Source organism: Serpentinimonas raichei, assembly GCF_000828895.1.
GTDB lineage: Bacteria > Pseudomonadota > Gammaproteobacteria > Burkholderiales > Burkholderiaceae_C > Serpentinimonas > Serpentinimonas raichei.
This window is the reverse complement of sequence record NZ_AP014568.1, coordinates 1,426,642-1,453,381: the sequence shown is the minus strand read 5'-3', so window position 1 is coordinate 1,453,381 and position 26,740 is coordinate 1,426,642. Positions and strand designations below refer to the sequence as shown.

Genomic DNA, 26,740 nt, shown 5'->3' with positions numbered 1-26,740 from the left:
CGCCCGCCTCTGATCATCGACGTCCACGGCCACTACACCACCGCGCCGCCCGCGCTCGGGGCTTGGCGCGATCTGCAAATAGCTGCGCTCGGGCAGCCCGCGCAGCGGCCCGACCCGCGCAGCCTGCGCATCAGCGACGACGAAATCCGCGACACCATCGAGCGCAACCAACTGGCCAAAATGCGCGAGCGCGGCAGCGACCTGACCCTCTTTAGCCCGCGCGCCAGCTTCATGGCACACCACATCGGCGATTTGCGCACCTCCTCCGACTGGGCCGCGATCTGCAACGAGCTGTGCGCCCGCGTGAGCCAGTTGTACCCGCAGCACTTCGTTCCGGTGGCCATGCTGCCGCAGTCGCCCGGCGTCGATCCGGCCACCTGCATCCCCGAGCTTGAGCGCTGCGTGCGCGACTACGGCTGCGTCGGCCTCAACCTCAACCCCGACCCCTCCGGCGGGCACTGGACCAGCCCCCCTTTGACCGACCGCCACTGGTACCCGATCTACGAAAAAATGGTCGAGTACGACCTTCCGGCCATGGTCCACGTGAGCACCAGTTGCAACGCCTGCTTTCACACCACCGGCGCGCACTACATCAACGCCGACACCACCGCCTTCATGCAACTGCTGCAAGGCGATCTGTTTGCCGATTTCCCCACCCTCAAGTTCCTCATCCCGCACGGCGGCGGCGCTGCGCCCTACCACTGGGGCCGCTACCGGGGGCTGGCGCAAGAGCTCAAAAAACCGCTGCTGCAACAGCACCTGCTGGGCAATGTGTTTTTCGACACCTGCGTCTATCACCAGCCGGGCATCGACTTGCTCACCCGTGTGCTGCCGGTGGCCAACATCCTGTTTGCCAGCGAGATGATCGGCGCCGTGCGCGGCATCGACCCCGAAACCGGCCACGCCTACGACGACACCAAGCGCTTCGTGCTCGCCACCCCGCACCTGAACGAGGCCGAGCGCTTCCAGGTCTTTGAAGGCAATGCGCGCCGCGTTTTTACGCGGCTCGATGCCACCCTCAAGGCGCAGAGGCGCTGATTTCAGCGCAGCCCCCGTTTCTTACACCACCCACCCGCAAGAGGCACCCCCTATGTACGAACTGGGCGTCGTTTACCGCCGCATCGAGCGCACCGAAGCCGCCGTGGCCGATGCGCTGGCCCCATTGGGCAGCGCCACCGTGCACGAAGCCATGGGCCGGGTCGGGCTGATGAAGCCCTATCTGCGCCCGATCTACTCCGGCGTGCCCATTTCGGGCACCGCCATCACGGTGCTGCTGCACCCCGGCGACAACTGGATGCTGCACGTAGCAGCCGAGCAGATCCAGCCCGGCGACGTGGTGGTCGCGGCCCTGACCGCCGAATGCAGCGACGGCTACTTTGGTGACCTGCTCGCCAGCAGCTTCCAGGCCCGCGGGGCGCGTGCGCTGGTGATCGACGCCGGGGTGCGCGACGTGCGCACGCTCACCGAAATGGGCTTTCCGGTCTGGAGCAAGTGCATTTCCAGCAAGGGCTGCATCAAAGAAACACTGGGCTCGGTCAACGTGCCGGTGGTGTGCGCGGGCATGTGGGTGCGGCCCGGCGATGTGATCGTGGCCGACGACGACGGTGTGGTTTGCGTGCCGCGCGAGCGCGCCGCCGCCACGCTGGAGGTCGCACGCCAGCGCGAAGCCAACGAAGGCGCCAAGCGCGCCCAGCTCGCCGCCGGGGTGCTGGGGCTGGACATGTACCGCATGCGCGAGCCCTTGGCCGCCAAGGGCTTGCGCTATGTCGACTGACCGCACACGGGGCCCTAGATTATTCAAAGCTAGCCTGGGTAAGCCAGCACAGAGATCCACACCATGAGCAAACCCGTTTCCGGTGGCTTCACCAAAACCCCGGGCTGGCTGGACTGGTACACCGGCCCGTCCAAGCCCAGCTTCCAGCTGCCGCCCGGTGCGGTGGACGCGCACTGCCATGTGTTCGGGCCGGGGGCGCAATTTCCCTACGCCCCCGAGCGCAAATACACCCCCTGCGACGCCAGCAAAGAGCAGCTATTTGCCCTGCGCGACCACCTCGGGTTTGCGCGCAACGTGATCGTGCAGGCCACCTGCCACGGGGCCGACAACCGGGCCCTGGTCGATGCCTGCTTGGCCAGCGGCGGCCGTGCGCGTGGGGTGGCCACGGTGCGGCGCAGCGTCAGCGACGCCGAGCTGCAAGCGCTGCACGCCGCCGGGGTGCGCGGGGTGCGCTTCAACTTCGTCAAGCGGCTGGTGGACTTCACCCCCAAAGAGGAACTGCTGGAGATCGCGCAGCGCATCCAGGCGCTGGGCTGGCACGTGGTGGTGTATTTCGAGGCCGCCGACCTGCCCGAGCTGTGGGATTTTTTCAGTGCCCTGCCCACGCCGGTGGTGGTGGACCACATGGGCCGCCCGGATGTGAGCCAGCCCGTCGATGGCCCCGGGTTTGAGCTGTTTTTAAAATTCATGCGCCAGCACCCGCACGTCTGGTGCAAGGTCTCGTGCCCGGAGCGGCTCTCGTTGGCCGGCCCGCCCGCCCTCGATGGCCAAGCCGCCCCCTACCGCGACGTGCGGCCCTTTGCGCGCCGCGTGGTCGAGCAGTTCCCCGAGCGCGTGCTGTGGGGCACCGACTGGCCGCACCCCAACCTCAAAGACCACATGCCCGATGACGGCCTGCTGGTCGATTTCATCGCCCACATCGCGCCCACGCCCGAGTTGCAGCGCAAGCTGCTGGTGGACAACCCGATGCGCCTGTATTGGCCCGACGAATGAGCCCCCACGCTTGTCGCTGCGCGCCTGCGCTGCCCCCCGAGGGGGCGCCAATCGCCTTGGGGCGGCCCGGCGGCGCTTGGTTTAACTTTCAGGAGTCACTCTGATGCCCCTCGACAAACCCTACCTAGACGTGCCCGGAACCATCATCTTCGACGCCGAGCAAAGCCGCAAGGGCTATTGGCTGAACCAGTTTTGCATGTCGCTCATGCAGGCCGCCAACCGCGCCCGCTTCAAGGCCGACGAGCGCGCCTACCTCGACCAATGGCCCATGACCGAGGAGCAAAAGCAGGCCGTGCTGGCGCGCGACCTCAACTGGTGCATGCGCACCGGCGGCAACATCTACTTTTTGGCCAAGATCGGCGCCACCGACGGCAAGAGCTTCCAGCAAATGGCCGGCTCCATGACCGGCATGAGCGAGCAAGAATACCGCGACATGATGATCAAAGGCGGCCGCTCCATCCAAGGCAACCGCTACCTCGGCGAAGACGGCGACGCGCAGCCGCAGCGCCAGCCCCAAGGCAAACGATGACCCACCCCCGCCGCGCTGCGCGCGTCCCCCTCAAGGGGGCGATGCCTGCGGGCCGGGAAACCCGGACCCACGGCATCCTGGCCGCGCTGAACCCGCGCTTCGGCTTTCCTCAACAGGAGCATTAAATTGGCAAAAATCACCGCCTCGGTCTATACCTCGCACGTGCCCGCCATCGGCGTGGCCATCGACCAGAAAAAAACCCAAGAAGACTACTGGAAACCCGTGTTCGCCGGCTACGACTGCTCCAAACAGTGGCTGCAAGAGAACCCGCCCGACGTGATTTTTCTGGTCTATAACGACCACGCCACCGCCTTCAGCCTCGACCTCATCCCCACCTTCGCCATCGGCACCGGCGCCCAATTTCGCCCCGCCGACGAGGGCTGGGGCCCGCGCCCGGTGCCGGTCGTCAAGGGGCACCCGGAGCTGGCGGCGCACATCGCGCAGTCGGTGATCCAGCAAGACTTCGACCTCACCCTCGTCAACAAAATGGAGGTGGACCACGGCCTCACGGTGCCGCTGTCGCTGCTGTGCGGCGAGCGCGACCCGCTCCAAGGCGCTTGGCCCTGCCCGGTGATCCCGTTTGCGGTCAACGTGGTGCAGTACCCGGCGCCCTCCGGGCGGCGCTGCTTTGCGCTGGGCCAGGCCATACGCAAGGCGGTCGAGAGCTACGACGAGCACCTGAACGTACACATCTGGGGCACCGGCGGCATGAGCCACCAGTTGCAGGGCGCGCGCGCCGGCCTCATCAACCGCGAGTGGGACAAGGCCTGGCTGGATCAGATGATCGCCGACCCGGCCGCCTGCGCCGCCAGGCCGCACATTGACTACGTGCGCGAGGCCGGCAGCGAAGGCATCGAACTCGTGATGTGGCTGATTGCCCGCGGCGCCATGCCCGACATCGTCGATGGCAAGGTGCAGGGGCCTGCGCCCGTCGTCAAGCACCGCTTCTACCACGTGCCCGCCAGCAACACCGCCGTCGGCCATTTGATTCTCGAACCCGCCTGAAGGAAGAACCCCATGACCCTCAAAGTTGCCCTCGCCGGTGCCGGTGCATTCGGCATCAAGCACCTCGACGCCATCGCCAAAATCGAGCAGGTCGAAGTGGTCTCGCTCATCAGCCGCGACCTCGACAAGACGCGCCAAGTGGCAAAGCAGTATGGCATCGGGCACGTGAGCACCGAGCTGGCCGACAGCCTGGCCCTGAAAGCGGTGGATGCCGTCATCCTGTGCACCCCCACGCAGATGCACGCCGCCCAGACCCTGGCCTGCCTGCAAGCCGGCAAGCACGTGCAAGTGGAAATCCCGCTGGCCGACAGCCTCCAGGGTGCCGAGGCCGTGGTGGCGCTGCAGCAGCAGACCGGCTTGGTGGCGATGTGCGGCCACACGCGCCGCTTCAACCCCAGCCACCAGTACGTGCACCAAAAAATCACGGCCGGCGCATTCAACATCCAGCAAATGGATGTGCAGACCTATTTTTTCCGGCGCAGCAACATGAACGCGCTCGGCCAGCCGCGCAGTTGGACCGACCACCTGCTCTGGCACCACGCCGCGCACACGGTGGACCTGTTCGCGTGGCAGTGCGGCTCCCCCATCGTCAAGGCCAACGCCCTGCAGGGTCCGATCCACCCCGAGCTGGGCATTGCGATGGACATGAGCATCCAGCTTCAAGCCGCCAACGGCGCCCTCTGTACCCTGTCGCTGAGCTTCAACAACGAGGGCCCGCTGGGCACCTTTTTCCGCTACATCGGCGACAGCGCCACCTACCTGGCGCGCTACGACGACCTGTTCAACGGCAAAGAGCAGCAGATCGACGTGAGCCAAGTCGATGTGTCCATGAATGGCATCGAGCTGCAAGACCGCGAGTTCTTTGCCGCCATCCGCGAGGGCCGCGAACCCCGGGCCAGCGTGGCCCAGGTGCTGCCGTGCTACCGCGTGCTGCAGCAGTTGGAGCGGCAGTTGCAGGGCGGCTAATGTTGAGGTCAACCGGCGGGTTGCAAGGCTCGCCTAGACCCCACTTGCGGCAGGCTCAACCGAGCACTGCTGGATTCAGCTGCCATAGCGAATAGTTCAACGCAGCGGCAAAGCTCACCCAAGCCAAGTACGGCAGCAGCAGAAGCGCCGCAACCTGGTGATGCCGCCAGAACGCGACGATCGTTCCCGCGATCAGCAGCCACAGCAGCGCAATGTCGGCAAGCGCCAAGGCACCCAGATGCCAAGCGAAGAAGAGCCATGACCAAAGGGCGTTGACGACAAGCTGTGCGAGGTATAGCTTCAGGGCTGTGCCCGCACCACTGAAGCCCTTCCTGCGCCAAACAAGCCAAGCTGACGTGCCCATGAGCACAAACAAGACAGACCACACAGGTCCGAACTGACCTTGCCCCTAGAATCCGTATCCCATAGCCGAGTCACGAATTGGCTTGCTTGGCCTGAGCCGCGAGCCAGTTTTTCTCGAAGCGCATCGGGCTGACGTAAGCCAGCGTCGAGTGTAGCCGGGTGCTGTTGTACCAGAGTACCCAGTCGATGACCTCGTCCTTGGCTTGGCGCCTTGTCACGAAGCGCTGCCCGTGTAGCCGCTCTACCTTCAACGATCCGAACAGCGTCTCGCTGCAGGCATTGTCCCAGCAATTGCCGCGCCGACTCATCGAAGCCGTGGCACCGTACTCGCTCAGCACATCCCGGAAGTCCTGACTGGCGTATTGGCTGCCACGGTCGCTGTGAAAGATCAGCCCAGCTTGCTTGCCCGGATGGCGCTTGAACCAGGCCATGCGCAGCGCGTCGATGACGATGTCGCGACCCATGTCCTCACGCAGCGACCAGCCTACCACCTGGCGGCTGAACAGGTCGATCACAACCGCCAAGAACAACCAGCCTTCGTCGGTGTGGATGTAGGTGATGTCGCCCACCCAGACCTTGTCGGGTTCGGTCACATCGAACTGTCGATCAAGCAGGTTGGACGCAATCGGCAGATCGTGCTTGCTGTCCGTGGTGACCTTGAAGCGGCGCTTGCCCTTGGCCCTGATGCCGTGCAACTGCATCAGCTTGCGCACCCGCTCCTTGCCCACGAGGATGCCCCTGGCCAGCAGCTCTCTCCATGTGCGTGGCCAGCCGTAGCAGCCGCGCGTCTCGGCGTAAATGACCTTGATATGCACCAGCAGCGCATCGTCACTGAGGTGGCGCCGCTGCGCCGCGCTGGCCACCCGCACAAAATGCTCGTGGTACCCGGCCACGCTGGCCTCAAGCACCCGGCACTGCACCGAGATCGGCCACACCCGGCGGTGCCGGTTGATGAAGGCGTACTTCACTTCTGCGCTTTCGCGAAGTACGCCGTCGCTTTTCCCAAGATGTCACGCTCCATCTTCACGCGCGCCAGCTCGGCCCGCAGCCGACTGATCTCCATCTGCTCGGCGCTCACGACCTTGCTGTCAGCCCCTGTAAGCTTGCCCTGCCGGTCAACCTTGATCCAGTTGAACAGCGTCTGCTCGACCACGCCCAGCGACCTGGCCGCTGCCGCGATGCTTTGCCCTGCGTGCACCAACCGCACCGCCTCTTGCTTGAACTCCAGCGTGTAGCGCGCCCGCACTGTCTTGTTCATTTCCGTTGTCCTTGCTTGAATTAAAACACTCAGCAAGGGATACGTTTTCCGGGGGCAAGCTCAAACCGCAGGTTAGGCGATGGCGAGAAGGGTAACTGGGCCTTGGAACGCTGCGACGTTGCCGGAGATTATGGCCGGGGCCTTGCGGGAAAGCAAGCGCGGTGCACTGGGTGACGGTGGGCAGACCGGGGAGCAGCAGGCCAGCTACCGGGCAGCGTTGCCAGAGTCCGAGGAAGTGGAATAGCAGGAGCCAGAGCGAGGCCTAACGTTGAGGTTAACCGGCGCGCCGAAGGCACGTCCGAGTTGAACCGCAGGTTAGGCGATGGTTCAAAGGGTGACTGGGCCTTCGCACGCTGCGGCGCTGCCGGAGATTATGGCTGGGGCCTTGCAGGAAAGCAAGCGCGGCGGGGGGCGTGCCTGAGACTTTCCACGAAGGTCAAGCAGCAGGCCAGCAACAGGGAAGCCCTTCCGGAGCGCGCGGAGGTGGAACGGCAGGAGCCAGAGCGAGGCCTAACGTGGAGATCAGACGCGCTGCACGGCTTTATCGCGCAGCGCCGGTGTGGGCTGACGGATTACCCTTGAGATCAGAGTTTGAAACTCGCTGGCCATAGAAAGTAAGTGCCGAATTTTGGACTCACGCGGAATTCACCGCCAGCCTCTTTACCTTTTGCCGTGAGGTAGTGTTTTTCGTCACGGGCCTCAAGGTGGCCGGCGGCGACGAGTTTTTCAACGAACTCGTTGGTTTTCATTCCAAGCTTCTGTGCGAGCTTGGATGAGGTTAGCTTTTCAAAAGATTCCTCGGTTTCCGGCTTGTTCTCAGATTCGTGCGCTACTCTCTCAAGTGTGATGCGCACCTCGTCACTGATGCGAATAATGCGCTGCGCTTCTTCGTACGCTTCCTTGTATAGTTCAGCATCGCCGGAGCGGCGAATTAGAACGCTCATTTCGTTGTTATTGACTTGGCTGAACTCGTAGAGGTTGAGGCTCGTAATAATACACAGTTCTTCATTGAGATAGCACTTGGCGTGCAAGTTTTTGCAGAAGCTGGTGCGAATGTAAGTAAGCTCTTTGAGCCAGTTTATTTCTTCGGGTTGAAGCTCGCTCTTTCCGTAGACTATTCGCACGTCAATTTTCAGGCGGTTCTTATCAGCGAGAAGCTCTTTCATTTTATCGTTGAGCTTCAGAAATGGGCTGATTAGGATGAGCCTGTCTTTGGCATCTTTGATCAACTCTTCGAGGAAGTAGTTTGTCGCGCTTGTGTTCAGAAACTTCGCCATGAGGAACTTTGAGGTTGAGTGTGGAACGAGCGATATGGTGAAGGCCTAACGTTGAGGTTAACCGGCGGGCTGAAACGCTCGACCGAGTTGAACCGCATGTTTAGGCAATGGTGCAAAGGGTGCTGTGGTCTTGGAGCGCTGCGGCGTTGTTGGAGATTATGGCTGAGGCCTTGTAGGAAAGCAAGCGCGGTGTGCTAGGCGGTGGGCAGACCGGGGCGCAGCAGGCCAGTAACCGGTAAGCCCTGCCGTTGGCGCCCCTTTGAGCGATGGGTTAGGCCTCATTGCGCAGTGCCCGCTGAATAGCTGATTCATCGGGTAGAGCTTTCACATTCCATCGAATCAGGAGTAGGCCAGCGTCTGCGGTAGCTTTGTTCTTCTTCTCGTCCGTTGCCATTCTGCGGTTTGGCTCATGCGACTTGTCATCAAGTTCGATGGCTGCCAACACGGTTGAGTCTTTCGAGCAAACAACAAAGTCATAGCTCAGGCGATTGATTCGGTTGTTCCATTCGTTGAAGTTCGAACCCTTCTTCACGCCCAAGACCCTTGAGACCTGCACCTGCGCCAACACGATGTGTTCAGGTAGTGCCTTCACTAGCCGGTGATATAGGACCTGTTCAGGCTGGGTGAGTGGCTTCTTGACGTAGAACGGCCACTGCCCGCTACCGCTGCCTTCTAGAAGGCCCCGTTTCTTCAGGTACAGCAGAACGGCGACGACAATCGCGAGAAGGATGAGAACTACTAAGGCGGTATTCAAGGCGGCGGAGACTCCGGGGACGGTTGTTTGCGAGGCCTAACGTTGAGGTTAACCGGCGTGCCGAAGGCACGTCCGAGTTGAACCGCAGGTTAGGCGCTGGAGCGAAGTGTGCTGCTGCCTTGGAACGCTGCGGCGCTGCCGGAGATTATGGCTGGGCCTGTGCAGGAAAGCAAGCTCGATGTGCCCGAGCAGCGTCAAGATGGCCAAGCAGCAGGCCAGCAACAGTGAAGCGTTGCCGGAGCACGCGGAGGTGTAACGGTAGAAGCCAAAGCGAGGCCCAACGTTGGAGTTCAGCGGCGCGCTCAAGTGCAGCGCATGTCAAGATAGTTGTCGCCTGAATCATGCAGCTTTCGCCTGAATATGTGCGCCAGCTACCGCCGAAAGTCACCGGAGTGCTCAGGTTGATATGCAACTTTCAGGATACGCACTTTGAGCAATCCACCGCCGGGCTTGGGCCAAGATATCTCGTCGCCCTCTCGTAATCCGAGAAGTGCACTGCCAACAGGGGCAAGAACCGATATTTTTCCCCCGCCTTCGTCAATGTCGCTTGGATAGACAAGCGTCAGGGAGAACTCCTTACTAGATGACTCCATCCGGAAGATTACCGTTGAGTTCATTGTGACGACGTCATGTGGCATGTCCTCCGGCTCCACAATATTGGCCCGGTCTAGCTCGGCTCGTAGATCCTCTTTGTTTGGAATCTGCTTGCCGCCAAGTGAATCGAGCATTTTTTCAAGTCGCACCGCATCAAGCGAGGATATGGTGATAGGTGGCTTTTGTTCCATTTTGAAAAGTCTAATGAAGTGATTGTTGATGGTGGCGCCCAACGTTGAGGTTAACCGGCGTGCCGAAGGCACGTCCGAGTTGAACCGCAGGTTAGGCGGTGGTGCGGGGTGCTGCTGCCTTCGCCTGCTGTTGTGCTGGAGATTATGGCGGATGCCGCGCCTGCAAGCAAGCGCAAAGTGCCCGTGCCATGCCCCGAAGGCCGAGCAGCAGGCGGATAACCGGGAAGCGCTGCCGGAGCACGCGGAGGTGGAACGGCAGAAACCAGAGCGAGGCCTAACGTTTGGTTAAGGGGCCGGCTTTAGCCGGTCCCGCAGTGAGCGAAGCGAACGACTTGAACCAATTGTTAGACCGGTGCGGGTGAGAGTTTCTTTGCGATTATTGTTACGCCTTCGGTATAGCTGTAGCCATACCCATAGCTGTAACATGTCGGTGCTCCGCCATTACCTGCAGTTCCGTAATTTCCCCAGGTATAGTTATACGCTCCCGATGTTATGGGTTGGATGGCAACGACCTCATAACCATTTTTGTTTAATTTCTCAACGGCTAGGTTGATGTCTTCGGAGAGAAGTTCTCCATCAATTTCACGATCAGACCAGCCTGTTTGTTGCCACTCTTGCTTTTTTACCGTCACTTCTTTTTCACCACCAAAAAGTCCTTTCTTGGTTTCGCCTGTAGGAACCTTAATAGTGACTTCTTTGCCTACAGGTTTAAATTTTGCTTTGACGTAAACAACTTTGTTCAATTTTGCCTCCTAAGGTCTAACGATTAAGCTAAGGGGCGGGCTTTAGCCCGTCCCAGTGAGCGAAGCGAACGATTTGAGCGCCTTGTTAGCCGCTCACCATAAAATACTTTCAACCTCATCGTATTTATCCGCAATTTTTAAGTATGCGTCAGCCCAGCCACTGCTCATGCTAACCTCTTGCAGTGGGCCAGCTACAGCAAACAGTACTGATATTTTTTCTTGTTCAGGTAAAACGCCATTTTTTACTGAACCTATTAAAGCAAGTATCTCTTGCTTTGCTTCTTCTCCACTCTCCCAATATGACCAACAGAAATCATTATCCGGGAGCGACACGAGTTCAATAGCTGATTCAAGAATATGAATGAGACTACCCATTGGATTGTTTCTATCAATCCCCTCATTTATTAACTGCCTGGCACGGTCTAGTTTCATGTTGTGGCTAACGTTGAGGTTAACCGGCGGGCCGAAGGCACGTCCGAGTTGAACCGCAGGTTAGGCGATGGTGAGAAAGGTGCTGTGGCCTTGGAACGCTGCGGCTTTGCCGGAGATTATGGCCGAAGCCTTGCAGGAAAGCAAGCTCGGTGTGCCCGAGCAGCGCCCAGATGGCCAAGCAGCGGGCCTGCAACCGAGCAGTGCCGCCGGAGCGCGTGGAGGTGGAACGGCAGAAGCCAGAGCGAGGCCTAACGCTTCGGTTCAGCGGCGCGCCGCGCAGCGGGCCGTCTGCTGCAACCGATTGTTGGGCGGCATGAGGGAATCGTCACAGCTGCACCCGCCTCAGAAGCTGGGCGTTGATCGCGACGACCACTGTGCTCGCCGACATCAGAACCGCACCCACGGCTGGGGTTAGAAGAACACCCCACGCGGCGAGCAACCCGGCGGCGAGAGGGATGGCGACGATGTTGTATCCAGCCGCCCACCACAGATTCTGGAGCATCTTGCGATAAGTGGCGGCGGACAGCGTAATGATCTTGGGAATGTCGCGCGGGTCGGAGCGCACCAGCACGATGTGTCCCGCTTCCACGGCCACGTCGGTGCCGGCACCAATCGCGATCCCAACGTCGGCCATGGCGAGGGCCGGTGCATCGTTCACCCCGTCGCCGACCATCGCCACCTTCTTTCCCTGCGCCTGGAGTTCCTTTACCTTGGACGCCTTGTCCTTGGGGAGCACTTGGGCGAACACCGTGTCGATCCCCAGCTCTGCGGCGACAGCATCGGCGACCGCCTGTGCATCACCGGTCAGCATGGCCACCTTGATGCCGCGCTGATGGAGCGCGCGCACGGCCTCGCGGCTTTCCTCGCGGATGGCATCGGCCACGGCGAAGACCGCCAGGGCCTTGCTACCCCGTAGCAGGTAGATGGCGGCCTGGCCACGATTTGCAGCTGCCTCTGCGGCCTTACGCAGTGTGTCCGCAACCTGCGTACCCTCCATCTGGAGGAGCAAGGGACCACCCATGCGGTACTCGATACCTGCGACCGACGCTGCGATGCCCATTCCGGTCAGCGCCCGGAATTCATCCGCTGGGGGTACATCAAGCTTTCGATCCACCGCCGTCCGCACGATGCCACGCGCGATCGGATGCTCGGACTCCGCCTCGACTCCCGCCGCAATCCGCAGCATATCCTCCTCGGACTCCCCGTCGGCTACCGCCATCTCAACCACCCGGAACTCCCCGAGGGTGAGCGTCCCGGTCTTGTCAAAAATCACGATGTCTAGGTTTCTGGCTTCTTCCAGTCCGCGTCGATCCCGCACGAGCAGGCCGTTGCGTGCGCCCAGGGTCGTGGAAATGGCAACGACCAGCGGCACGGCTAGGCCGAGGGCGTGTGGGCAGGCGATCACCAGGACGGTCACCACGCGCACAATGGTGAAATCGATGGGCGCTCCAAGGAACTGCCACACCACCAGCGTCAGCACGCCGGCGACGATGGCCACTGCTGTCAGGATCCGGGCCGCACGGTCGGCCAGGTGCTGCGCCCTGGATTTCGATGTCTGTGCGTCGGCAACGAGCCGCATGATCCCGGAAAGCTTGGTCTTCTCTCCCGTGCCAGTGACCTGTATGCGCAGGGAACCCTCGCCATTGATGGTCGCGGCGATGACCTCATCGCCTTCATTCTTCTTTACCGGCCGGGACTCGCCGGTGATCATGGCCTCGTTGAGATCGCTCGTGCCTTTCTGGATCAGGCCGTCCGCCGGCACACTCTCGCCGGGACGGACCAGCACGATATCGCCCTCCCTCAGCTCGCTGATGGGCACCGTCTGCTCGCCCTGCTCAGTGACCCGTGTGGCGTTATCCGGGAGCAGCTTGGCGAGTTCCTGTAGCGCCCCCTGTGCCTGTGAGATCGAGCGCATCTCAATCCAGTGGCCCAGTAGCATGATTGTCACCAGAGTTGCTAACTCCCACCAGATCGCGTCCGCCTCGATGAGACCGAGCTGGACCACCCACGAAAAGATGAACGCCACCGAGATGGCGAGGGAAATCAAGGTCATCATCCCAGGCAGTCGGGCTCTAAGCTCTCGCCACGCACCCTTCAAAAAGACCAGGCCACCGTAGAGAAAGATGGCCGTGCCGAGGACAGGAGATATCCACGCCGACCCGGGGAACTCGGGCGCCGTGTAACCAAAGATCATCTGGATGTGCGCTGCCCAGATAACGACCGGAACGGTGAGGATCAGCGACAGCCAGAACTTGTCCCGGAACATCTTCGGGCTGTGACCTGCGTGCTGGTCGTGGCTCCCTATCCCGTGCCCGCCACTTGCCAAGTGGCTGGCGCGCTGTTCGGATCCGTGACCATGTGCGTGTTGGGTGGTCTTGCTCACAATATCGCTACCTCAATCGTGGATGACGGATCGCCTACATCTGGGACGGATGCGTTCTGTCCGGCCTAACGTAGAGGTTAACCGGCGGGCCGAAGGCACGTCCGAGTTGAACCGCAGGTTAGGCGATGGTGAGAAAGGTGCTGTGGCCTTGGAACGCTGCGGCTTTGCCGGAGATTATGGCCGAAGCCTTGCAGGAAAGCAAGCTCGGTGTGCCCGAGCAGCGCCCAGATGGCCAAGCAGCGGGCCTGCAACCGAGCAGTGCCGCCGGAGCGCGTGGAGGTGGAACGGCAGAAGCCAGAGCGAGGCCTAACGTTGAGGTTAACCGGCGTGCCGAAGGCACGTCCGAGTTGAACCGCAGGTTAGGCGCTGTGGAGAAGGGTGCTGCGGCCTTGGAGTGCTGCGGCGTTGCCGGAGATTATGGCTGGGGCCTTACAGAAAAGCAAGCACGGTGCGTAGGGTGGTGGATAGACCGGGGAGTAGCAGGCCAGTAACCGGGTGGCGTTTCCGGAGCACGCGGAAGTGGAGCGGCAGAAGCCAGAGCGAGGCCTAGCGCTCGCATTAACAGGCGGCTGCCAGCGAAGCTGGTAGCTGTCCTGTTGAAAAACCAGTTAGGCCGCTGCGCGAAGGCGCCATGTGTTTGGAAGAGCGGCTTAGTAAAGATGAGAAATTTATATTAATTTCTGATGTATTTGAAAAAGCTTTTGTACTATTTCTAATGCCAGGTCATGCGACAGTGCGGGTAGCCTTTCCAATAAGAAATTGACGGATTCGCTTTCGGGCTGGACTACGACTCCATTAAGCGCTTGCACATAGATTTGCGATGACAAGTGAATCAATCCCCGAGAAGTATTAATGGCCATATATCCAGTTCCTGTTTCGCGAACCACGGGGTCTTTAGATTGCCGCGTGCGGTGAGCTGGCGCATGGGCACGAAGCCAAGATGGGAGATTTGTGAGGCTTGTGCCTATATTTAGAAGGTGGGCGTTTGTGACTTGCGAACTTCGGAAAACGCGCTTCTCGTTGCGAAGCTCGCAGTGAGCGACTAGATAGGCCTCAGTCGATGTAAAAAGAACGTGCGTTGACCGTACGGTCCGAATTGTTCGCTCCCCTTGTGAGCTCAGATAATGGAAGCAAAAGTACGCTGAGAAAGGAGCTCCCTCGGCCTCTACTAGTTCCTTCATAGAGGGATATGACCAATGCGGGGTAGGGGCGTTTGAATCGGGCATAACTGGAGGACTATCGTAGAAGTCACTGGCGCTGCGCGGTCTTATCGCGCAGCGTCCCTGTGGACTGCCGGGGTATGCATTTTGCTTTAAAGTTTTCGGCGCGAGTGCCTTGGCAAATTCAAGAAACGTTACCTGTGCTCTCCCGAAGTCTCCGAATGTTTTAGTGTTTTTATTCTTGGCGCGAACTATCCAAGGTCGTGAACGATCGCGATGATTAGCTTCCAGAAATTTCTCTCCGTCGAAGATTGCATCATGAGTAACTGCTTCGAATTGAAGCGCTACATCGGGATTCTGAATTAGTTTTCCATTTTTTAGCTTCCGATGTAGTGTCAGCGATTGCCCTTCATGGAGTATTTCCCAGCCTTGTTCTTGAAGGGAGGCGGTGTGAAATGCTGCGAATTCATTAACCGTCGGATACAGCAACACCGGGGGTGGATAAGCCGCGGCTAATACGGACGCTACTCCTTCGATCACCAACTCCATCTTATCGATAACGAAGGTCTTTGTTTCGCCTGACAAGGTGCAGAGTGCACGCAACTCCCCGTCATTAACAGAAATAGGCTGCAATTCGCTTTCACTTCCGGCCGACGAACCGCCGAAGTAGCGGATACGTAATGTTGCACCGTTTTCGATGGCTTTGAGTAGGTCGTCAAGAATCATGTAAGCGCCTCATTGATAAATGCATAACGTTGAGGTTAAGCGGCGTGCTGAAGGCACGTCGGGGTCGAACCACAGATAAGGCGATGGTGCGAAGGATTATGCGGCGTTGCAGGTGATTATGGAAGGGGATGTGGAGGAAGGCAGGCTTGATGTGCCTGTTACGTTCCACGAAGACCATGCAGATGTCTAGCATACAAGCAGTCCATCCGAAGCCGGGAAGCATGGAGCGCCAAAAGTCTATAGAATAGATCGAGATGTGAAAATTATTCGCATCTATTCATCATTTGCTTGCCGGCATTGATCTTCTCGGATGAGCTTGTTAGATTTTGTTCCGTTGACACGGTCGCAACCCTATTGTTTGGAAACCTAGCGAACATTTCAAACGCAAAAATTGCATCATTCATTCCTGTAACAATTTTCCGCGTGGCTCCATCAAAGCATTCGTTTATTCGCAATTCATCCAACTCCCTTCTTATGGCCTGCATTTGACTTACAGGCTGTGCCAATGCGATTCTTGGTGTTAGGCCTGCCAGTTTTAGTGCGTCATTCCACTTATTAAGGATGGAAGTGATTTTGGCTTTACGTTCTGCTGTTATTTTGGCTAACTCTGCTGCGTGCGCAGCCTCTTCCCTTTGTTGCGCTTCCTGTCTTTCGATTTCTGCAATCCTGTTGTTGTTTTCATAGGCTTTATAGCCGACAGATGCTGCTGCGATTAAAGCCAGCAAAAGAAGAATATGTATTAATCCGATTCCCCGTGGGGTTGGTTTGATCACTATCATGAAATTTTCTTTCTATAGTTTGATTGCGAGTGATTGACGACAATTCTGGCTTTAATCTATATTGCAGTAAAGCTGTTTTTTGGACGCCTAACGTTGAGGTTAACCGGCGGGCCGAAGGCACGTCCGAGTTGAACCGCAGGTTAGGCGCTGTGGGACAGGGTGCTGGGGCTTTGTAACGCTGCGGCGTTGCCGGAGATTATGGCCGGGGCCTTGCAGGAAAGCAAGCGCGGTGTGCCTGTTCCGCTCCACGAAGGCCAAGCAGCAGGCCGGCAACCTTGAAGCGTTGCCGGAGCACGTGGAGGTGGAACAGCAGAAGCCAGAGCGAGGCCTAACGTTGAGGTTAACCGGCGTGCCGAAGGCACGTCCGAGTTGAACCGCAGGTTAGGCGATGTGGAGAAGGGTGCTGTGGCCTTGGAACGCTGCGGTGCTGCCGGAGATTATGGCTGGGGCAGTGGAGGAACGCAAGCGCTGTGTGCCTGAACGTTCCACGAAGGCCGAGCAGCAGGCCAGCAACCGGGTAGCGCCGCCGGAGCCCGAGGGAGTGGAGCAGCAGAAGCCAGAGCGAGGCCTAACGTTGAGGTTAACCGGCGGGCCGAAGGCACGTCCGAGTTGAACCGCAGGTTAGGCGCTGTGGGACAGGGTGCTGGGGCTTTGTAACGCTGCGGCGTTGCCGGAGATTATGGCCGGGGCCTTGCAGGAAAGCAAGCGCGGTGTGCCTGTTCCGCTCCACGAAGGCCAAGCAGCAGGCCGGCAACCTTGAAGCGTTGCCGGAGCACGTGGAGGTGGAACAGCAGAAGCCAGAGCGAGGCCTAACGTTGAGGTTAACCGGCGTGCCGAAGGCACGTCCGAGTTGAACCGCAGGTTAGGCGATGTGGAGAAGGGTGCTGTGGCCTTGGAACGCTGCGGTGCTGCCGGAGATTATGGCTGGGGCAGTGGAGGAACGCAAGCGCTGTGTGCCTGAACGTTCCACGAAGGCCGAGCAGCAGGCCAGCAACCGGGTAGCGCCGCCGGAGCCCGAGGGAGTGGAGCAGCAGAAGCCAGAGCGAGGCCTAACGTTTCGCGTAACCGGCAGGCAAAAGCGGCGTGGCGAAGCTGCGGCGCTTTTGCCTGTCCGTGTTGACGCGATTGTTAGCCGTGATAGCGTGCCAGCACATTGAGAATTTTCCTGATTGCGGCGGCCAAAAATGGTTTTGAGCTAAGAAATCTCGCAACGGGTGGAGAGACCCGGTAATAAATAGCGATGAACGTGCGGCCAATGAGAGAGGGTTGGAGGGTTTCATCGCGGAAGCGCCTGAGAGCGATAACCTCGGGAGCGTGATAGTCACCATAGACGGCAGTGGCAATAAAGCACCAACCAAAATCTTTGTAGGTGCCACCGCAAAAAGGGCAGACAGATTTACTTGGTTCTCCCCTGTACGTGATGATTCGAGGCACCATCTTTTTCCCGCAATGGGTGCATGTGGCTCTGTCATCATTGCCCCGGCTGCTTGAGGGGGCCTGAGATTTGGCCACGATGGAAACCGACGATGCCTTCGGCCCTTTCTTTCCTTGGCCAGATTCAAAACTGACGATATCACCATTACGTGGGAGATTCGCTCCTTGAATATCTCTGATGTTGAAGTAATGCTCTTTGCCATCGTCGGCCACGATGTAGCCATACCCCTTTTCCTCAGAGAACCATTTGACCTTGCCTTGCACGGAGACTCCTTTTGAAAACGGCTAACGTAAAGTGTACACCACCCAAGGCGTACAATCCAACCGATCAGAAGGTGTATATCTCACTCCTGCCCCTGCGATGACTCCAGAAACTACACCCATTTCGGTGCTTGGCACGGCTACCGCAGGCCCCGCCGCACCGAAGCTGCTGGACCTGTTGCGTGAGCGCATCCGTCTGCGCCATTACAGCATACGCACCGAGACCCAGTATATCCACTGGGCCAAGCGCTTCATCTTGTTTCATGGCAAGCGCCATCCGGCCGAGATGGGGGCGCCGGAGGTGGAGGCGTTTTTGACGCATCTGGCGGTGGAGGGCCATGTGGCGGCTTCGACGCAGAACCAGGCGCTGTCGGCCCTGCTGTTTTTATACCGTGAGGTGCTGGGGCAGGACTTGCCTTGGATGCAAGACATGGTGCGCGCCAAGCGCCCGGCCCGGCTGCCGGTGGTGCTCACGCCCAGCGAGGTGTCCGCGGTGCTGGAGCGGATGCAGGGCACGCATGCGCTGATGGCGCGTCTGCTCTACGGCAGCGGCATGCGGCTGATGGAGGTGGTGCGGCTGCGCATCAAAGACGTGGACTTCGAGCGCACCGAGCTGCTGGTGCGCGACGGCAAGGGTGGCAAAGACCGGGTGACCATGCTGCCGCGCAAGTTGGTGGAGCCGCTGCGCGCCCATTGGGTCTGGCGGCGGCGTTTGTACGAAGATGATCGATCCAAGGGCATGGCAGCGGTTTATCTGCCCGATGCGCTGGAGCGCAAATACCCGCTTGCCGCCCAGGAGTGGGGCTGGCAGTACGCTTTTCCCTCCGGCAGCTATTCGAAGGATCCGCGCAGCGGTGTGCAGCGGCGCCACCATGTGGATGAAAAGGCGTTGCAGCGCGCCATGAAGCAGGCGGTGCAGGCGGCCGGGTTGGCCAAACCGGCCACGCCGCACACCTTGCGCCACAGCTTTGCCACCCATTTGCTGCAAAACGGCTACGACATTCGCACCGTGCAAGAGCTGCTTGGCCATGCCGACGTGGCCACTACCATGATCTACACGCACGTGCTCAACAAAGGTGGCAAGGGCGTGTTCAGCCCGCTTGATGCCTTGTGAGCCCCGCCGTGCGGCCAGCCGATAATCCGCTCCATGAACCCCGACTTGCCGCTCCTCTCGCCCGACCTCGCCCAGCCCCCCGCCGATGACCCCGACAGCGTGGCCGCCTTTGCCGAGCGCGCTTACTTGGAGTACGCGCTGAGTGTGGTTAAGGGGCGGGCCTTGCCGGATGTGAGCGATGGGCAAAAGCCGGTGCAGCGGCGCATTTTGTATGCCATGCAGCGCATGGGGCTGGGGTACTCGGGGCCGGGGGCGGGCACGGCGGCCAAGCCGGTCAAGTGCGCGCGCGTGGTGGGCGATGTGCTGGGGCGCTATCACCCGCATGGCGATCAGGCGGCTTACGATGCGCTGGTGCGCATGGCGCAGGATTTTGCGCAGCGCTATCCGCTGATCGACGGCCAGGGCAATTTTGGCAGCCGCGATGGCGATGGGGCGGCGGCCATGCGCTACACCGAGGCGCGGCTGGCGCGCATCAGCGCTTTGTTGCTCGATGAGATTGACCAGGGCACGGTGGATTTTGTGCCAAATTACGATGGCTCGACCGAGGAGCCGCGGCAATTGCCGGCGCGCCTGCCATTTGTGCTGCTCAATGGCGCCAGCGGCATTGCGGTGGGCATGGCGACCGAAATCCCGAGCCACAATTTGCGCGAGGTGGCGGCGGCCTGTGTGGCGCTGATTAAAAACCCCGAATTGAGCGAAGACGAGCTGTTGGCGCTCTTGCCCGGGCCGGATTATCCCGGCGGCGGCCAGATCATCAGCACTGCGGCGGACATTGCACAAGCCTATCGCAGCGGGCGCGGCAGCCTGAAGGTGCGGGCGCGCTGGAGCATCGAGGAATTGGCGCGCGGCCAATGGCAATTGGTGGTGAACGAATTGCCGCCGGGGGTGAGCGCGCAGCGGGTGCTGGAGGAAATCGAAGAGATCACCAACCCCAAAATCAAGGCGGGCAAAAAATCGCTCAGCCCGGAGCAGACGCAACTCAAGGCCGTGCTGCTGGGGCTGCTGGATGCGGTGCGCGACGAATCGAGCCGGGGCGCGCCGGTGCGGCTGGTGTTCGAGCCCAAGAGCAGCCGCACCGAGCAGGGCGAGCTGATCGGCGCGCTGCTGGCGCACACCAGCCTGGAGTGTTCGGCCCCGATCAACCTGACCATGGTGGGGCAAGATGGCCGGCCGCTGCCCAAGAGCCTGCGCCAGATGCTCGACGAATGGGTGGACTTGCGCCAGCAGACCGTGCGCCGGCGCACGCAGCATCGGCTGGGGCGGGTGCTCGAGCGCATCCACGTGCTGGAGGGGCGCCAGACCGTGCTGCTCAATCTGGATGAGGTGATTGCCATCATCCGCGCCAGCGACGAGCCCAAGGCGGCGCTGATGGCGCGCTTCAATTTGAGCGAGCGCCAGGCGGAGGACATTCTGGAAATTCGCTTGCGCCAGTTGGCGCGGCTGGAGGCGATCCGCATCGAGCAGGAGCTGGCGCAGTTGCGCACCGAACAGGGCAAGCTCGAAGAGGTGGTGGCGAACCCGGCCAGCCTGCGCCGGCTGCTGGTGCGCGAGATCGAGGCCGACGCCAAGGCGTTTGGCGATGCGCGCCGCACCCTGATCCAGCCGGACCGGCAGACGCTGGCCGAGCCCAAGACCATCGACGAGGCGGTGACGGTGGTGGTGTCGGCCAAGGGCTGGGTGCGCACGCGCAACGGCCACGGCCACGAGGCGGCGGGCTTTGCCTTCAAGCCCGGCGATGCGCTCTATGGCACGTTTGAATGCCGCACGGTGGATGCGCTGCTGGTGTTTGGCAGCAATGGCCGCGTCTATAGCGTGCCGGTGGCCAGCCTGCCGGGCTCGCGCGGCGACGGCCAGCCGATCACCACGCTGATCGAGCTCGAAGCCGGCACGCAGCCGCTGCACTATCTGGCCGCTGCCGCCACGACGCGGCTGCTGCTGTGCGGCTCGGGCGGCTACGGGCTGTTGGCCACGGTGGCCGACCTGATTTCGCGCCAGCGCGCGGGCAAGGCTTTTGTGGCGCTGGCCGAGGGCGAGACCCTGTGCGAACCGCAGTTGATTGGGGAGGCGACGCAGGTGTGCGCCGTGTCGGCAGCCGGGCGGATTTTGGTTTTTGCGCTCGATGAGCTCAAGCACCAGCCCAAGGGCGGGCGCGGCTTGCAACTGATGAGCCTGGATGAGGCCGACCGCTTGCTGGCGGCGGTGCCCTTTGTGCGCAGTGTGCGCATCGAGGGGCTGGGCCGTGGCGGCAAGGTGCGCGAGGAAACGCTGGAGCTGCGCAGCCTCAACAACGCCCGCGCGCCCCGGGGCCGCAAGGGCAAGGAAGGCAATTTCGGCTTCAAGCCCCAGCGGGTGTGGCGGGTGGTGTGAGGCGGCGGCTGCGGCGGGGGTGCGGCGTGCTGAGGCGGGGGTGCTAGCCCAGTTCGGCAATCAGTTCGATTTCCACGCAGGCCCCGAGCGGCAACTGCGCCACGCCAAAGGCGCTGCGGGCGTGCGCCCCGACCTGCGGGCCAAACACCTGGCCCAGCAGTTGCGAGCAGCCGTTGGTGACCAGGTGCTGCTCGGTGTAGCTGTTGTTGCAGTTGACCAGGCTGAGCACTTTGACGATGCGCTTGACGCCGTCGAGGTCCGTCCCGGCGGCCACGCAGGCGGCGTGCAGGGTGCCCAGCAGATCGATGGCCACGGCGCGCGCCGCCGCTTGGCCTTCGGCGGTGTTCATGGATAGGCCCAATTGCCCGACCCACGGCTGGCCGTTTTGCTTGGCGATGTGGCCGCTCAGAAACACCAATTGTCCGCTTTGCACGAAGGGCAAATAAGCCGCGGCTGGGGTGGATACGGGCGGCAGCTCGATTTGCAGCGCTTTGAGGGTGTGATAGACGCTCATGGGGGGCTTTCTGGGCAAGGGGTGGGCAGGATTGGGGGCACGCGCTGGCGGTGGGCGGATGTGGCGTTGGCGTGCCAACCAGTCTGCGCTTGTGGGCGATTTTAGGGCGATATGATGCGCAAAATTGACCCGTAACTGCCCGGCAAGCCTGCGGGAACGGGTACAAGAAAGAAAAGCCAATCGGTACGGGAGGAGGGCGGGATGGACAAACCACAAGCGCTGCATCCGGCGCTGGCGCTGGGTGTGCCGCTGATGCTCGGTGGCATAGGCGGGGCGTGGCTGCAATTGCAGCAGCCGCTGCTCTGGTCTGGTTGGGCTTATGCCGCGCTGGCGGCGGCGGCGCTGCTGCTGGGCGTGCTGTTGTGGGGGCGCCAGCCGGGCTTGGGTTTGGCTTCCAGAGCGCTGCCCAGCCTGGGCTGGCTGCTGCTGGGGGCGGCGCTGCTGTTTGCCAGCACGGGTGGGCGGGCGCTGTGGTTTCAGGCTGGTGCGCTGGCGGCCGAGCTGGAGGGGCGCGAGCTGGTGCTGGAGGGCTTGGTGGCGGGCCTGCCGCGCCAAGGCGAGCTGGGCTGGCAGTTTGAGTTTGAGGTCACGCAGGCCACGCTGGCCGAACCCAGCCGGCGCGCTAGGCAGGGTGCGCGCGCAGAGCCAGCCGAGCAGCCAAGGCAAACAGGGCAAGCCGGGCAAGCGGTGCAGGTGCCGCAGCGGGTGCGGCTGGCTTGGTTCGCGCCGCGCCCGGGCCGTGGGGCAGCGACGCAAGCCAACACCCCAGGCACCCCAGGCACCCAAGGCACCCAAGGCACCCAAGCCCTCAGCCCATCGACCCTACCCGAGCTGCGCGCCGGCCAGCGCTGGCGCCTGACGGCGCGCTTGCAGCGCCCGCATGGCTTGGCCAATCCGGGCGGTTTTGATTTCGAGCTGCGGCTGTGGGAGCAGGGCATCCACGCCACGGGCAGCGTGCGCGCCGGGCAAGGCACACCGGCGCCGCAGTTGCTCGGTCATGGCTGGCACTTCCCCGTGCAGCAGGCGCGCCAGTGGGTGCGCGACCGCATGCAAGCGCACGTGCAGCCCTCGGCCACGGCGGGGGTGCTGGCGGCGCTGGTGGTGGGCGACCAAGGCGCGATCCCGCAGGCGCACTGGGAGACTTTTCGCATCACCGGCGTGACGCACCTGATGGTGGTCTCGGGCACCCACATCACCCTGTTTGCCTGGATGGCGATGGCGCTCATCGGCCTGCTGTGGCGCGTGGCCGGGCGGCGCTGGCCGAGGCTGCTGCTGGCCGTGCCCACGCCGGTGGCGGCCGCCTTGGGCGGGCTGGCGCTGGGTTTTGTGTACGCGGTGTTTTCGGGCTGGGGCGTGCCGGCGCAGCGCGCGGTGCTGATGCTGGCGACCCTGGTGCTGTTGCAGCTCAGTGGTCGCCAGTGGCCGTGGCCCTTCATGTGGCTGGCGGTGATGCAGATGGTGGTGCTGCTGGACCCGTGGGCGCTGCTGAGCGCCGGATTTTGGCTCAGCTTCGTGGCGGTGGCGATTCTGTTTGCCACGGGCCAGCCGCTGCCTACCGATGGGCGCAGCGGGCGCCACTACGTGCTGGGGCTGGTGCGCACGCAGGCGCTGATGACGCTGGCGCTGGCGCCGCTGCTGCTGCTGTGGTTTGGCGAGTTTTCGCTGGTGGGGCTGCTGGCCAATCTGCCTGCCATTCCGTGGGTCACGCTGCTGGTGACGCCGCTGGCGCTGGCCGGGGTGCTGATCTGGCCGCTGTGGCTGCTGGCGGGCTGGATGATCGATGCCCTGATGCTGTGGCTGCAAGCCTTGCAGCACTGGCCCTGGGCCGCCATCACCCGACCGGCGCTGCCGCTGGTGCTGGCGCTGCTGGCTGCGCTCGGCGGGCTGCTGCTGGTGCTGCGCTGGCCGTGGTCGCTGCGCGCTTGGGGGCTGTTGCTGATCTGGCCGGCGCTGGCCTACAGCCCGGCGCGGCCGCCGCCAGGGCATTTCGAGTGGCTGGCGGCGGATGTCGGGCAGGGCACGGCGGTGATCGTGCGCACCCAGAACCACACCCTAGTCTATGACACCGGGCCGCCCATGGGGCCGCACAGCGACGCCGCCGAGCGTGTGCTGCTGCCGCTGCTGCAACGCCACGGCGAGCTGCCCAGCAAGGTGCTGATCAGCCACATCGATTCCGACCACGCCAGCGGCATCGCCACATTGGCGCGGGCCTTTCCGCAAGCCGAGTGGCGCACGTCTTTCGACACCCAACCTTGGGGTCTGAGCAGCCAGCGCTGCCTGGCGGGCCAGAGCTGGGTCTGGGACGGGGTGCCGTTTCGCATTCTGCACCCAGGGCCTGAAGACTACGCCGTGCGGCGCCCCGACAACGCCATGTCGTGCGTGCTGCAAGTGGGCCACGGTGCCGCTTCGCTGCTGCTGCCGGGTGACATTTACATCGACGAGGAAACCCGCTTGGCGCTGGCGCAGCCCGATCTGCGCGCCGGGGTGCTGTTGGCCGCGCACCACGGCAGCCGGACTTCGAGCGGGCCGGTCTGGCTCAACACGCTGCAACCGCAGTGGGTGGTGATTCAGGCCGCGCACCGCAGCCGCTATGGGCACCCGCACCCGCAGGTGCTGGAGCGCCTGCAAGAGCGCGCGATTCCGTGGGTGGCGACGGCGCAGTGCGGTGCCGCCTGGGGCAGCAGCCAGCGCCCGGAACAGGTGCACTGCCAGCGCCAGCAACGCCAGCGCTACTGGCAGCACCCGGATGGCGTGGGCTTTGAACCGGAGGGCGTGGAATAGCGGCGGCTGACCCTCTGCGGCTGCACCCAAGCGGCTGCATGAGGCTAATCGGGCAGCAGTTCCAGCCGCCGCGCCGGCCAGTCGAGCACGGCGCAGCGCCGGTGCATCAGGGGCACCAGTTCGGGGTGCGCTTCGGCGATCACCTGGGTGGCGAAGTGGGCCAGAAAGCGCGATCGCAACGCGGCCCCGGCGCGCTCGACGCCGTGTTGTTCGTAGGGCATCGAAGTCAGCAGCAAAAAGCCGTCGGCGGGGATGCGCCCGGCGTGCATATTGCTGTGGATGATACTGGCGGCGGTGCGGATGGGTTGGGCCAAATCCGGGCTGTAGGGCCCGATGATCAGGGCCAGATTGGGAGTGTGCAAAAAATCGAAGCCGCGCCCGAGGCAGATCACCCATTCGCGGTGCTCGATCGCCAGTTCGCGCGCGGGCTGGGCGCGCACGGCGGCGATATGGGCCAAGTTGCCCAGCAGCAGCGGCAGCAGGTCGGCGCGCACCGGGCGCGGCAGGCCGGGCAGCGTGCGCACCAACTGCGCTTCCAGAGCCAGGGCGTCGGGTGCGGAGCCGGTGCCAGCCCCAGTTTCAGAGGTCGGTGGCGGCGTCTCGCTGAAAGCAGCCAGATCGAGGATTTCGCCTGCGGGGCCGTGCAGCAGCAGGGCTTCTTCGTCGGTCTCGAAGCCGCACACCAGCGGATAGACGCTCTGGTGCGCATGGCCGAACAGTTGCGAGACTTGCGCATGAATGGCCCAGGCGTGCGCTAGGCTGTCGTCGCGGCGGTAGTGAAAACCGGCGCAGCCGCGCTTGCGCTCGCCCCGCGACCAGTGGTAGGTGATGAGCAGCAGCACCCGGCGCCCGCTCTGGGTCTGGGTGCTGACGTAGTCGCTCAGCAGTTGGCTCAGGTAGGGCCAACCCAGGTTGAACATGCCGCCCAGGTTGCGAAAGGGCGTGATGATTCCGGCCGGCAGTTGGGTGGCCAGCGCCAGGTTGACGCGCCCGTCCATGCACATCAGGCCAGCGATGGCGCTCGGGTGTTGCGCCCGGTAGCGCTGGCGTTCCAGCCAGGTTTCGGGGCCGCGAAAGGCCTCGCCGTGGCGCTGCGCCAGATCGACCAACCAGTCGATGCGCCGGGCGATCGGGGTTTGGTGGGTGGTGTCGGCAGGGCTAGCGTTCGGGCTGGCCAGCAATGGGCTTGCGCTCGCGCTGCTTGAGGTGCTGGGTGCAGTCATGGGTGGCGCATCCTTTCAAGCCTGCCGCCGCGCTCGCACCGCTTGCCCCAGGTCGATCACCGCCATGACGTAGTAGCTGCTGGGGTTGTAGCGCGAAATGGCAAAGAAGTTTTGCGTGCCGAGCCAGAAACTCGAGGGCTGGCCGCCACGCGCCGGGTCGCCTTGTTCCAGCTCGACCAGGGCCAGCAGGCCGCTGTGTTGCGCCGCTGCCGGGCTGGGCTGCACACCCAGGGCCTGCAACTGCTCGAGGGTGAAGCTGGGGCGGATGCTGGGGGCCAGCAGGGTGGGCAGGTCGATCCGCGCCGCCTCGAAGCTGAGGGGGAAGTGGGTGGCCATGCCGGGCTGCCAGCCGTGCTCGCGCAGGAAGCGCCCCACCGAGCCGATGGCGTCGGGAACGCTGTCGATCAGGTCGATGCGGCCGTCGGCGTCGAAATCGACTCCAAAGCGCGGCCAGTTGCTGGGCATGAATTGCGGCAGCCCGATGGCCCCGGCAAAGCTGCCGCGCCAGCCGTCGGGGGGGCGCGGGTGCTGGTGGCTCAGGCGCAAAAAGGCCGCCAGTTCGGAGCGGAAAAATTCGCTGCGCTGGGCTGCGCGCGGGTGCTCGGGCGGAAAGTCGAAGGCCAGTGTGGCCAAGGCGTCGAGCACGCGGTGCGTGCCCATGTGGCGGCCGTAGAGGGTTTCGACGCCGATGATGCCGACGATGAGCCAGTCGGGCACGCCAAACTCGCGCTCGGCGCGCTCTAGGCTGGCGGCGTGCTGCTGCCAAAAGCGCAGCCCGGCCTGGATGCGCACCGGCTCCACGAAGCGCGCCCGGTAGGCCGGCCAGTCGCGCAGGGTGCCGCGCGGCATGGGGGTCATGAGGCGCACGATCTGCGGCCGGTGCCGGGCTTCCTGCCCGATCCAGCGCTCGGCCCAGCCTTCGCGCCAGCCTTGCTCGGCGTCGAGCTGGCGCGCAAAGGCCAGCGCGGCGGGGTGCTGAGCGAAGCTGCCGGCGGCAGGGTTGGCCAGCGCGGCAGCGGGGAGTGTGGTGGTAGCCAAGGCAGCCAGCGCCAGACGGCGGCGTGAGATGGTTGGCGGCGTGGGTTCGAAGGGCGAGGGGGCCAAGGGCATGTTCAAGGG

General features: G+C 62.5%; 23 protein-coding genes. 9 read left to right on the top strand and 14 right to left on the bottom strand.

Going from position 1 to position 26,740, the window contains the following annotated elements; genetic code table 11:
* Positions 1-9 precede the first annotated feature (9 nt).
* From SRAA_RS06760 to SRAA_RS06735, 6 genes are all read left to right on the top strand, one after another.
* Positions 10-1,038 (top strand): amidohydrolase family protein, encoded by a 1,029-nt coding sequence (locus SRAA_RS06760; protein ID WP_045533454.1) that lies wholly within the window; start codon positions 10-12, stop codon positions 1,036-1,038.
* Positions 1,039-1,090: 52 nt separating this feature from the next.
* Positions 1,091-1,774, top strand: coding sequence for a 4-carboxy-4-hydroxy-2-oxoadipate aldolase/oxaloacetate decarboxylase (ligK, locus tag SRAA_RS06755; RefSeq protein ID WP_045531627.1), 684 nt, complete (start codon positions 1,091-1,093; stop codon positions 1,772-1,774).
* Positions 1,775-1,837: 63 nt separating this feature from the next.
* A complete protein-coding gene (locus SRAA_RS06750) occupies positions 1,838-2,767 on the top strand; it encodes an amidohydrolase family protein (protein WP_045531625.1) in 930 nt (309 codons plus the stop codon).
* Between the two features lie 103 nt (positions 2,768-2,870).
* The gene (ligA, locus tag SRAA_RS06745; protein ID WP_045531623.1) at positions 2,871-3,296 is read left to right on the top strand and encodes a protocatechuate 4,5-dioxygenase subunit alpha; all 426 of its coding nucleotides are present in this window, start codon (positions 2,871-2,873) and stop codon (positions 3,294-3,296) included.
* Between the two features lie 126 nt (positions 3,297-3,422).
* The gene (locus SRAA_RS06740) at positions 3,423-4,301 is read left to right on the top strand and encodes a class III extradiol dioxygenase subunit beta (RefSeq protein WP_045531621.1); all 879 of its coding nucleotides are present in this window, start codon (positions 3,423-3,425) and stop codon (positions 4,299-4,301) included.
* Between the two features lie 12 nt (positions 4,302-4,313).
* Entirely contained in the window at positions 4,314-5,267 is a 954-nt protein-coding gene (locus SRAA_RS06735; protein ID WP_045531619.1) for a Gfo/Idh/MocA family oxidoreductase, read from the top strand.
* 55 nt (positions 5,268-5,322) lie between these two features.
* Here the strand turns inward: SRAA_RS06735 and SRAA_RS06730 are convergent, their stop codons facing one another.
* From SRAA_RS06730 to SRAA_RS12255, 11 genes are all read right to left on the bottom strand, one after another.
* Positions 5,323-5,655 carry a TspO/MBR family protein gene (locus tag SRAA_RS06730; RefSeq protein ID WP_052467512.1) on the bottom strand — a complete coding sequence of 111 codons (333 nt, stop codon included), beginning with the start codon at positions 5,653-5,655 and terminating at the stop codon, positions 5,323-5,325.
* Positions 5,656-5,701: 46 nt separating this feature from the next.
* Positions 5,702-6,888 (bottom strand): IS3 family transposase gene (locus tag SRAA_RS06725; RefSeq protein WP_171820229.1). Its coding sequence is split into 2 segments (ribosomal slippage): positions 5,702-6,633 and positions 6,633-6,888, totalling 1,188 coding nucleotides; the frame shifts between segments, so codons are not numbered across the junction.
* Between the two features lie 584 nt (positions 6,889-7,472).
* Positions 7,473-8,165 (bottom strand): phospholipase D family protein, encoded by a 693-nt coding sequence (locus tag SRAA_RS06715; RefSeq protein WP_045531614.1) that lies wholly within the window; start codon positions 8,163-8,165, stop codon positions 7,473-7,475.
* Positions 8,166-8,436: 271 nt separating this feature from the next.
* Positions 8,437-8,919 carry a DUF2726 domain-containing protein gene (locus tag SRAA_RS06710; RefSeq protein ID WP_045531612.1) on the bottom strand — a complete coding sequence of 161 codons (483 nt, stop codon included), beginning with the start codon at positions 8,917-8,919 and terminating at the stop codon, positions 8,437-8,439.
* A 371-nt stretch (positions 8,920-9,290) separates the two neighbouring features.
* Positions 9,291-9,704, bottom strand: coding sequence for a nucleoside diphosphate kinase regulator (gene rnk / locus SRAA_RS12270; RefSeq protein WP_082039956.1), 414 nt, complete (start codon positions 9,702-9,704; stop codon positions 9,291-9,293).
* 344 nt (positions 9,705-10,048) lie between these two features.
* The gene (locus SRAA_RS12265; protein ID WP_082039955.1) at positions 10,049-10,447 is read right to left on the bottom strand and encodes a hypothetical protein; all 399 of its coding nucleotides are present in this window, start codon (positions 10,445-10,447) and stop codon (positions 10,049-10,051) included.
* A 93-nt stretch (positions 10,448-10,540) separates the two neighbouring features.
* Positions 10,541-10,879, bottom strand: coding sequence for a hypothetical protein (locus SRAA_RS12260; protein WP_082039954.1), 339 nt, complete (start codon positions 10,877-10,879; stop codon positions 10,541-10,543).
* Positions 10,880-11,204: 325 nt separating this feature from the next.
* Complete coding sequence (locus SRAA_RS06705) at positions 11,205-13,262, bottom strand: copper-translocating P-type ATPase (RefSeq protein ID WP_197537884.1); 2,058 nt, start codon at positions 13,260-13,262, stop codon at positions 11,205-11,207.
* Positions 13,263-13,930: 668 nt separating this feature from the next.
* Entirely contained in the window at positions 13,931-15,148 is a 1,218-nt protein-coding gene (locus SRAA_RS12480; protein WP_144318722.1) for a WYL domain-containing protein, read from the bottom strand.
* A gap of 263 nt (positions 15,149-15,411) precedes the next feature.
* Complete coding sequence (locus tag SRAA_RS12475; protein WP_144318721.1) at positions 15,412-15,927, bottom strand: hypothetical protein; 516 nt, start codon at positions 15,925-15,927, stop codon at positions 15,412-15,414.
* 1,128 nt (positions 15,928-17,055) lie between these two features.
* Positions 17,056-17,625 carry a cold shock domain-containing protein gene (locus tag SRAA_RS12255; protein WP_082039953.1) on the bottom strand — a complete coding sequence of 190 codons (570 nt, stop codon included), beginning with the start codon at positions 17,623-17,625 and terminating at the stop codon, positions 17,056-17,058.
* 97 nt (positions 17,626-17,722) lie between these two features.
* Here SRAA_RS12255 and SRAA_RS06700 point away from each other — a divergent pair, with 97 nt between their 5' ends.
* Together SRAA_RS06700 and parC are read left to right on the top strand one after the other, a co-directional pair.
* On the top strand, positions 17,723-18,736 hold the full coding sequence (locus SRAA_RS06700) for an integron integrase (protein ID WP_045531610.1): 1,014 nt from the start codon (positions 17,723-17,725) through the stop codon (positions 18,734-18,736).
* A gap of 33 nt (positions 18,737-18,769) precedes the next feature.
* Entirely contained in the window at positions 18,770-21,103 is a 2,334-nt protein-coding gene (gene parC / locus SRAA_RS06695; RefSeq protein WP_045531609.1) for a DNA topoisomerase IV subunit A, read from the top strand.
* 43 nt (positions 21,104-21,146) lie between these two features.
* On the opposite strand, the gene SRAA_RS06690 is transcribed toward parC, so the two are convergent.
* Positions 21,147-21,617, bottom strand: coding sequence for a RidA family protein (locus SRAA_RS06690; RefSeq protein ID WP_045531608.1), 471 nt, complete (start codon positions 21,615-21,617; stop codon positions 21,147-21,149).
* A 201-nt stretch (positions 21,618-21,818) separates the two neighbouring features.
* Between SRAA_RS06690 and SRAA_RS06685 the strand changes: the two genes are divergently transcribed.
* Positions 21,819-24,398, top strand: coding sequence for a DNA internalization-related competence protein ComEC/Rec2 (locus SRAA_RS06685; protein WP_045531606.1), 2,580 nt, complete (start codon positions 21,819-21,821; stop codon positions 24,396-24,398).
* A 44-nt stretch (positions 24,399-24,442) separates the two neighbouring features.
* Here SRAA_RS06685 and SRAA_RS06680 read toward each other — a convergent pair whose 3' ends face one another.
* Positions 24,443-25,621 carry a hypothetical protein gene (locus SRAA_RS06680; RefSeq protein WP_197538501.1) on the bottom strand — a complete coding sequence of 393 codons (1,179 nt, stop codon included), beginning with the start codon at positions 25,619-25,621 and terminating at the stop codon, positions 24,443-24,445.
* A 15-nt stretch (positions 25,622-25,636) separates the two neighbouring features.
* Entirely contained in the window at positions 25,637-26,731 is a 1,095-nt protein-coding gene (mltB, locus tag SRAA_RS06675) for a lytic murein transglycosylase B (RefSeq protein WP_045533448.1), read from the bottom strand.
* Positions 26,732-26,740: the final 9 nt, after the last annotated feature.

What these genes read in the sequence shown, in the direction of transcription:
- SRAA_RS06690 (WP_045531608.1), bottom strand. Translation starts at nt 21,617, where the DNA reads ATGAGCGTCTATCACACCCTCAAAGCGCTGCAAATCGAGCTGCCGCCC.
- ligA (WP_045531623.1), top strand. Translation starts at nt 2,871, where the DNA reads ATGCCCCTCGACAAACCCTACCTAGACGTGCCCGGAACCATCATCTTC.
- ligK (WP_045531627.1), top strand. Translation starts at nt 1,091, where the DNA reads ATGTACGAACTGGGCGTCGTTTACCGCCGCATCGAGCGCACCGAAGCC.
- SRAA_RS06685 (WP_045531606.1), top strand. Translation starts at nt 21,819, where the DNA reads ATGGACAAACCACAAGCGCTGCATCCGGCGCTGGCGCTGGGTGTGCCG.
- SRAA_RS06680 (WP_197538501.1), bottom strand. Translation starts at nt 25,621, where the DNA reads ATGACTGCACCCAGCACCTCAAGCAGCGCGAGCGCAAGCCCATTGCTG.
- SRAA_RS06700 (WP_045531610.1), top strand. Translation starts at nt 17,723, where the DNA reads ATGACTCCAGAAACTACACCCATTTCGGTGCTTGGCACGGCTACCGCA.
- SRAA_RS06750 (WP_045531625.1), top strand. Translation starts at nt 1,838, where the DNA reads ATGAGCAAACCCGTTTCCGGTGGCTTCACCAAAACCCCGGGCTGGCTG.
- SRAA_RS06735 (WP_045531619.1), top strand. Translation starts at nt 4,314, where the DNA reads ATGACCCTCAAAGTTGCCCTCGCCGGTGCCGGTGCATTCGGCATCAAG.
- SRAA_RS06715 (WP_045531614.1), bottom strand. Translation starts at nt 8,165, where the DNA reads ATGGCGAAGTTTCTGAACACAAGCGCGACAAACTACTTCCTCGAAGAG.
- SRAA_RS12260 (WP_082039954.1), bottom strand. Translation starts at nt 10,879, where the DNA reads ATGAAACTAGACCGTGCCAGGCAGTTAATAAATGAGGGGATTGATAGA.
- parC (WP_045531609.1), top strand. Translation starts at nt 18,770, where the DNA reads ATGAACCCCGACTTGCCGCTCCTCTCGCCCGACCTCGCCCAGCCCCCC.
- rnk (WP_082039956.1), bottom strand. Translation starts at nt 9,704, where the DNA reads ATGGAACAAAAGCCACCTATCACCATATCCTCGCTTGATGCGGTGCGA.
- SRAA_RS12475 (WP_144318721.1), bottom strand. Translation starts at nt 15,927, where the DNA reads ATGATAGTGATCAAACCAACCCCACGGGGAATCGGATTAATACATATT.
- mltB (WP_045533448.1), bottom strand. Translation starts at nt 26,731, where the DNA reads ATGCCCTTGGCCCCCTCGCCCTTCGAACCCACGCCGCCAACCATCTCA.
- SRAA_RS12480 (WP_144318722.1), bottom strand. Translation starts at nt 15,148, where the DNA reads ATGATTCTTGACGACCTACTCAAAGCCATCGAAAACGGTGCAACATTA.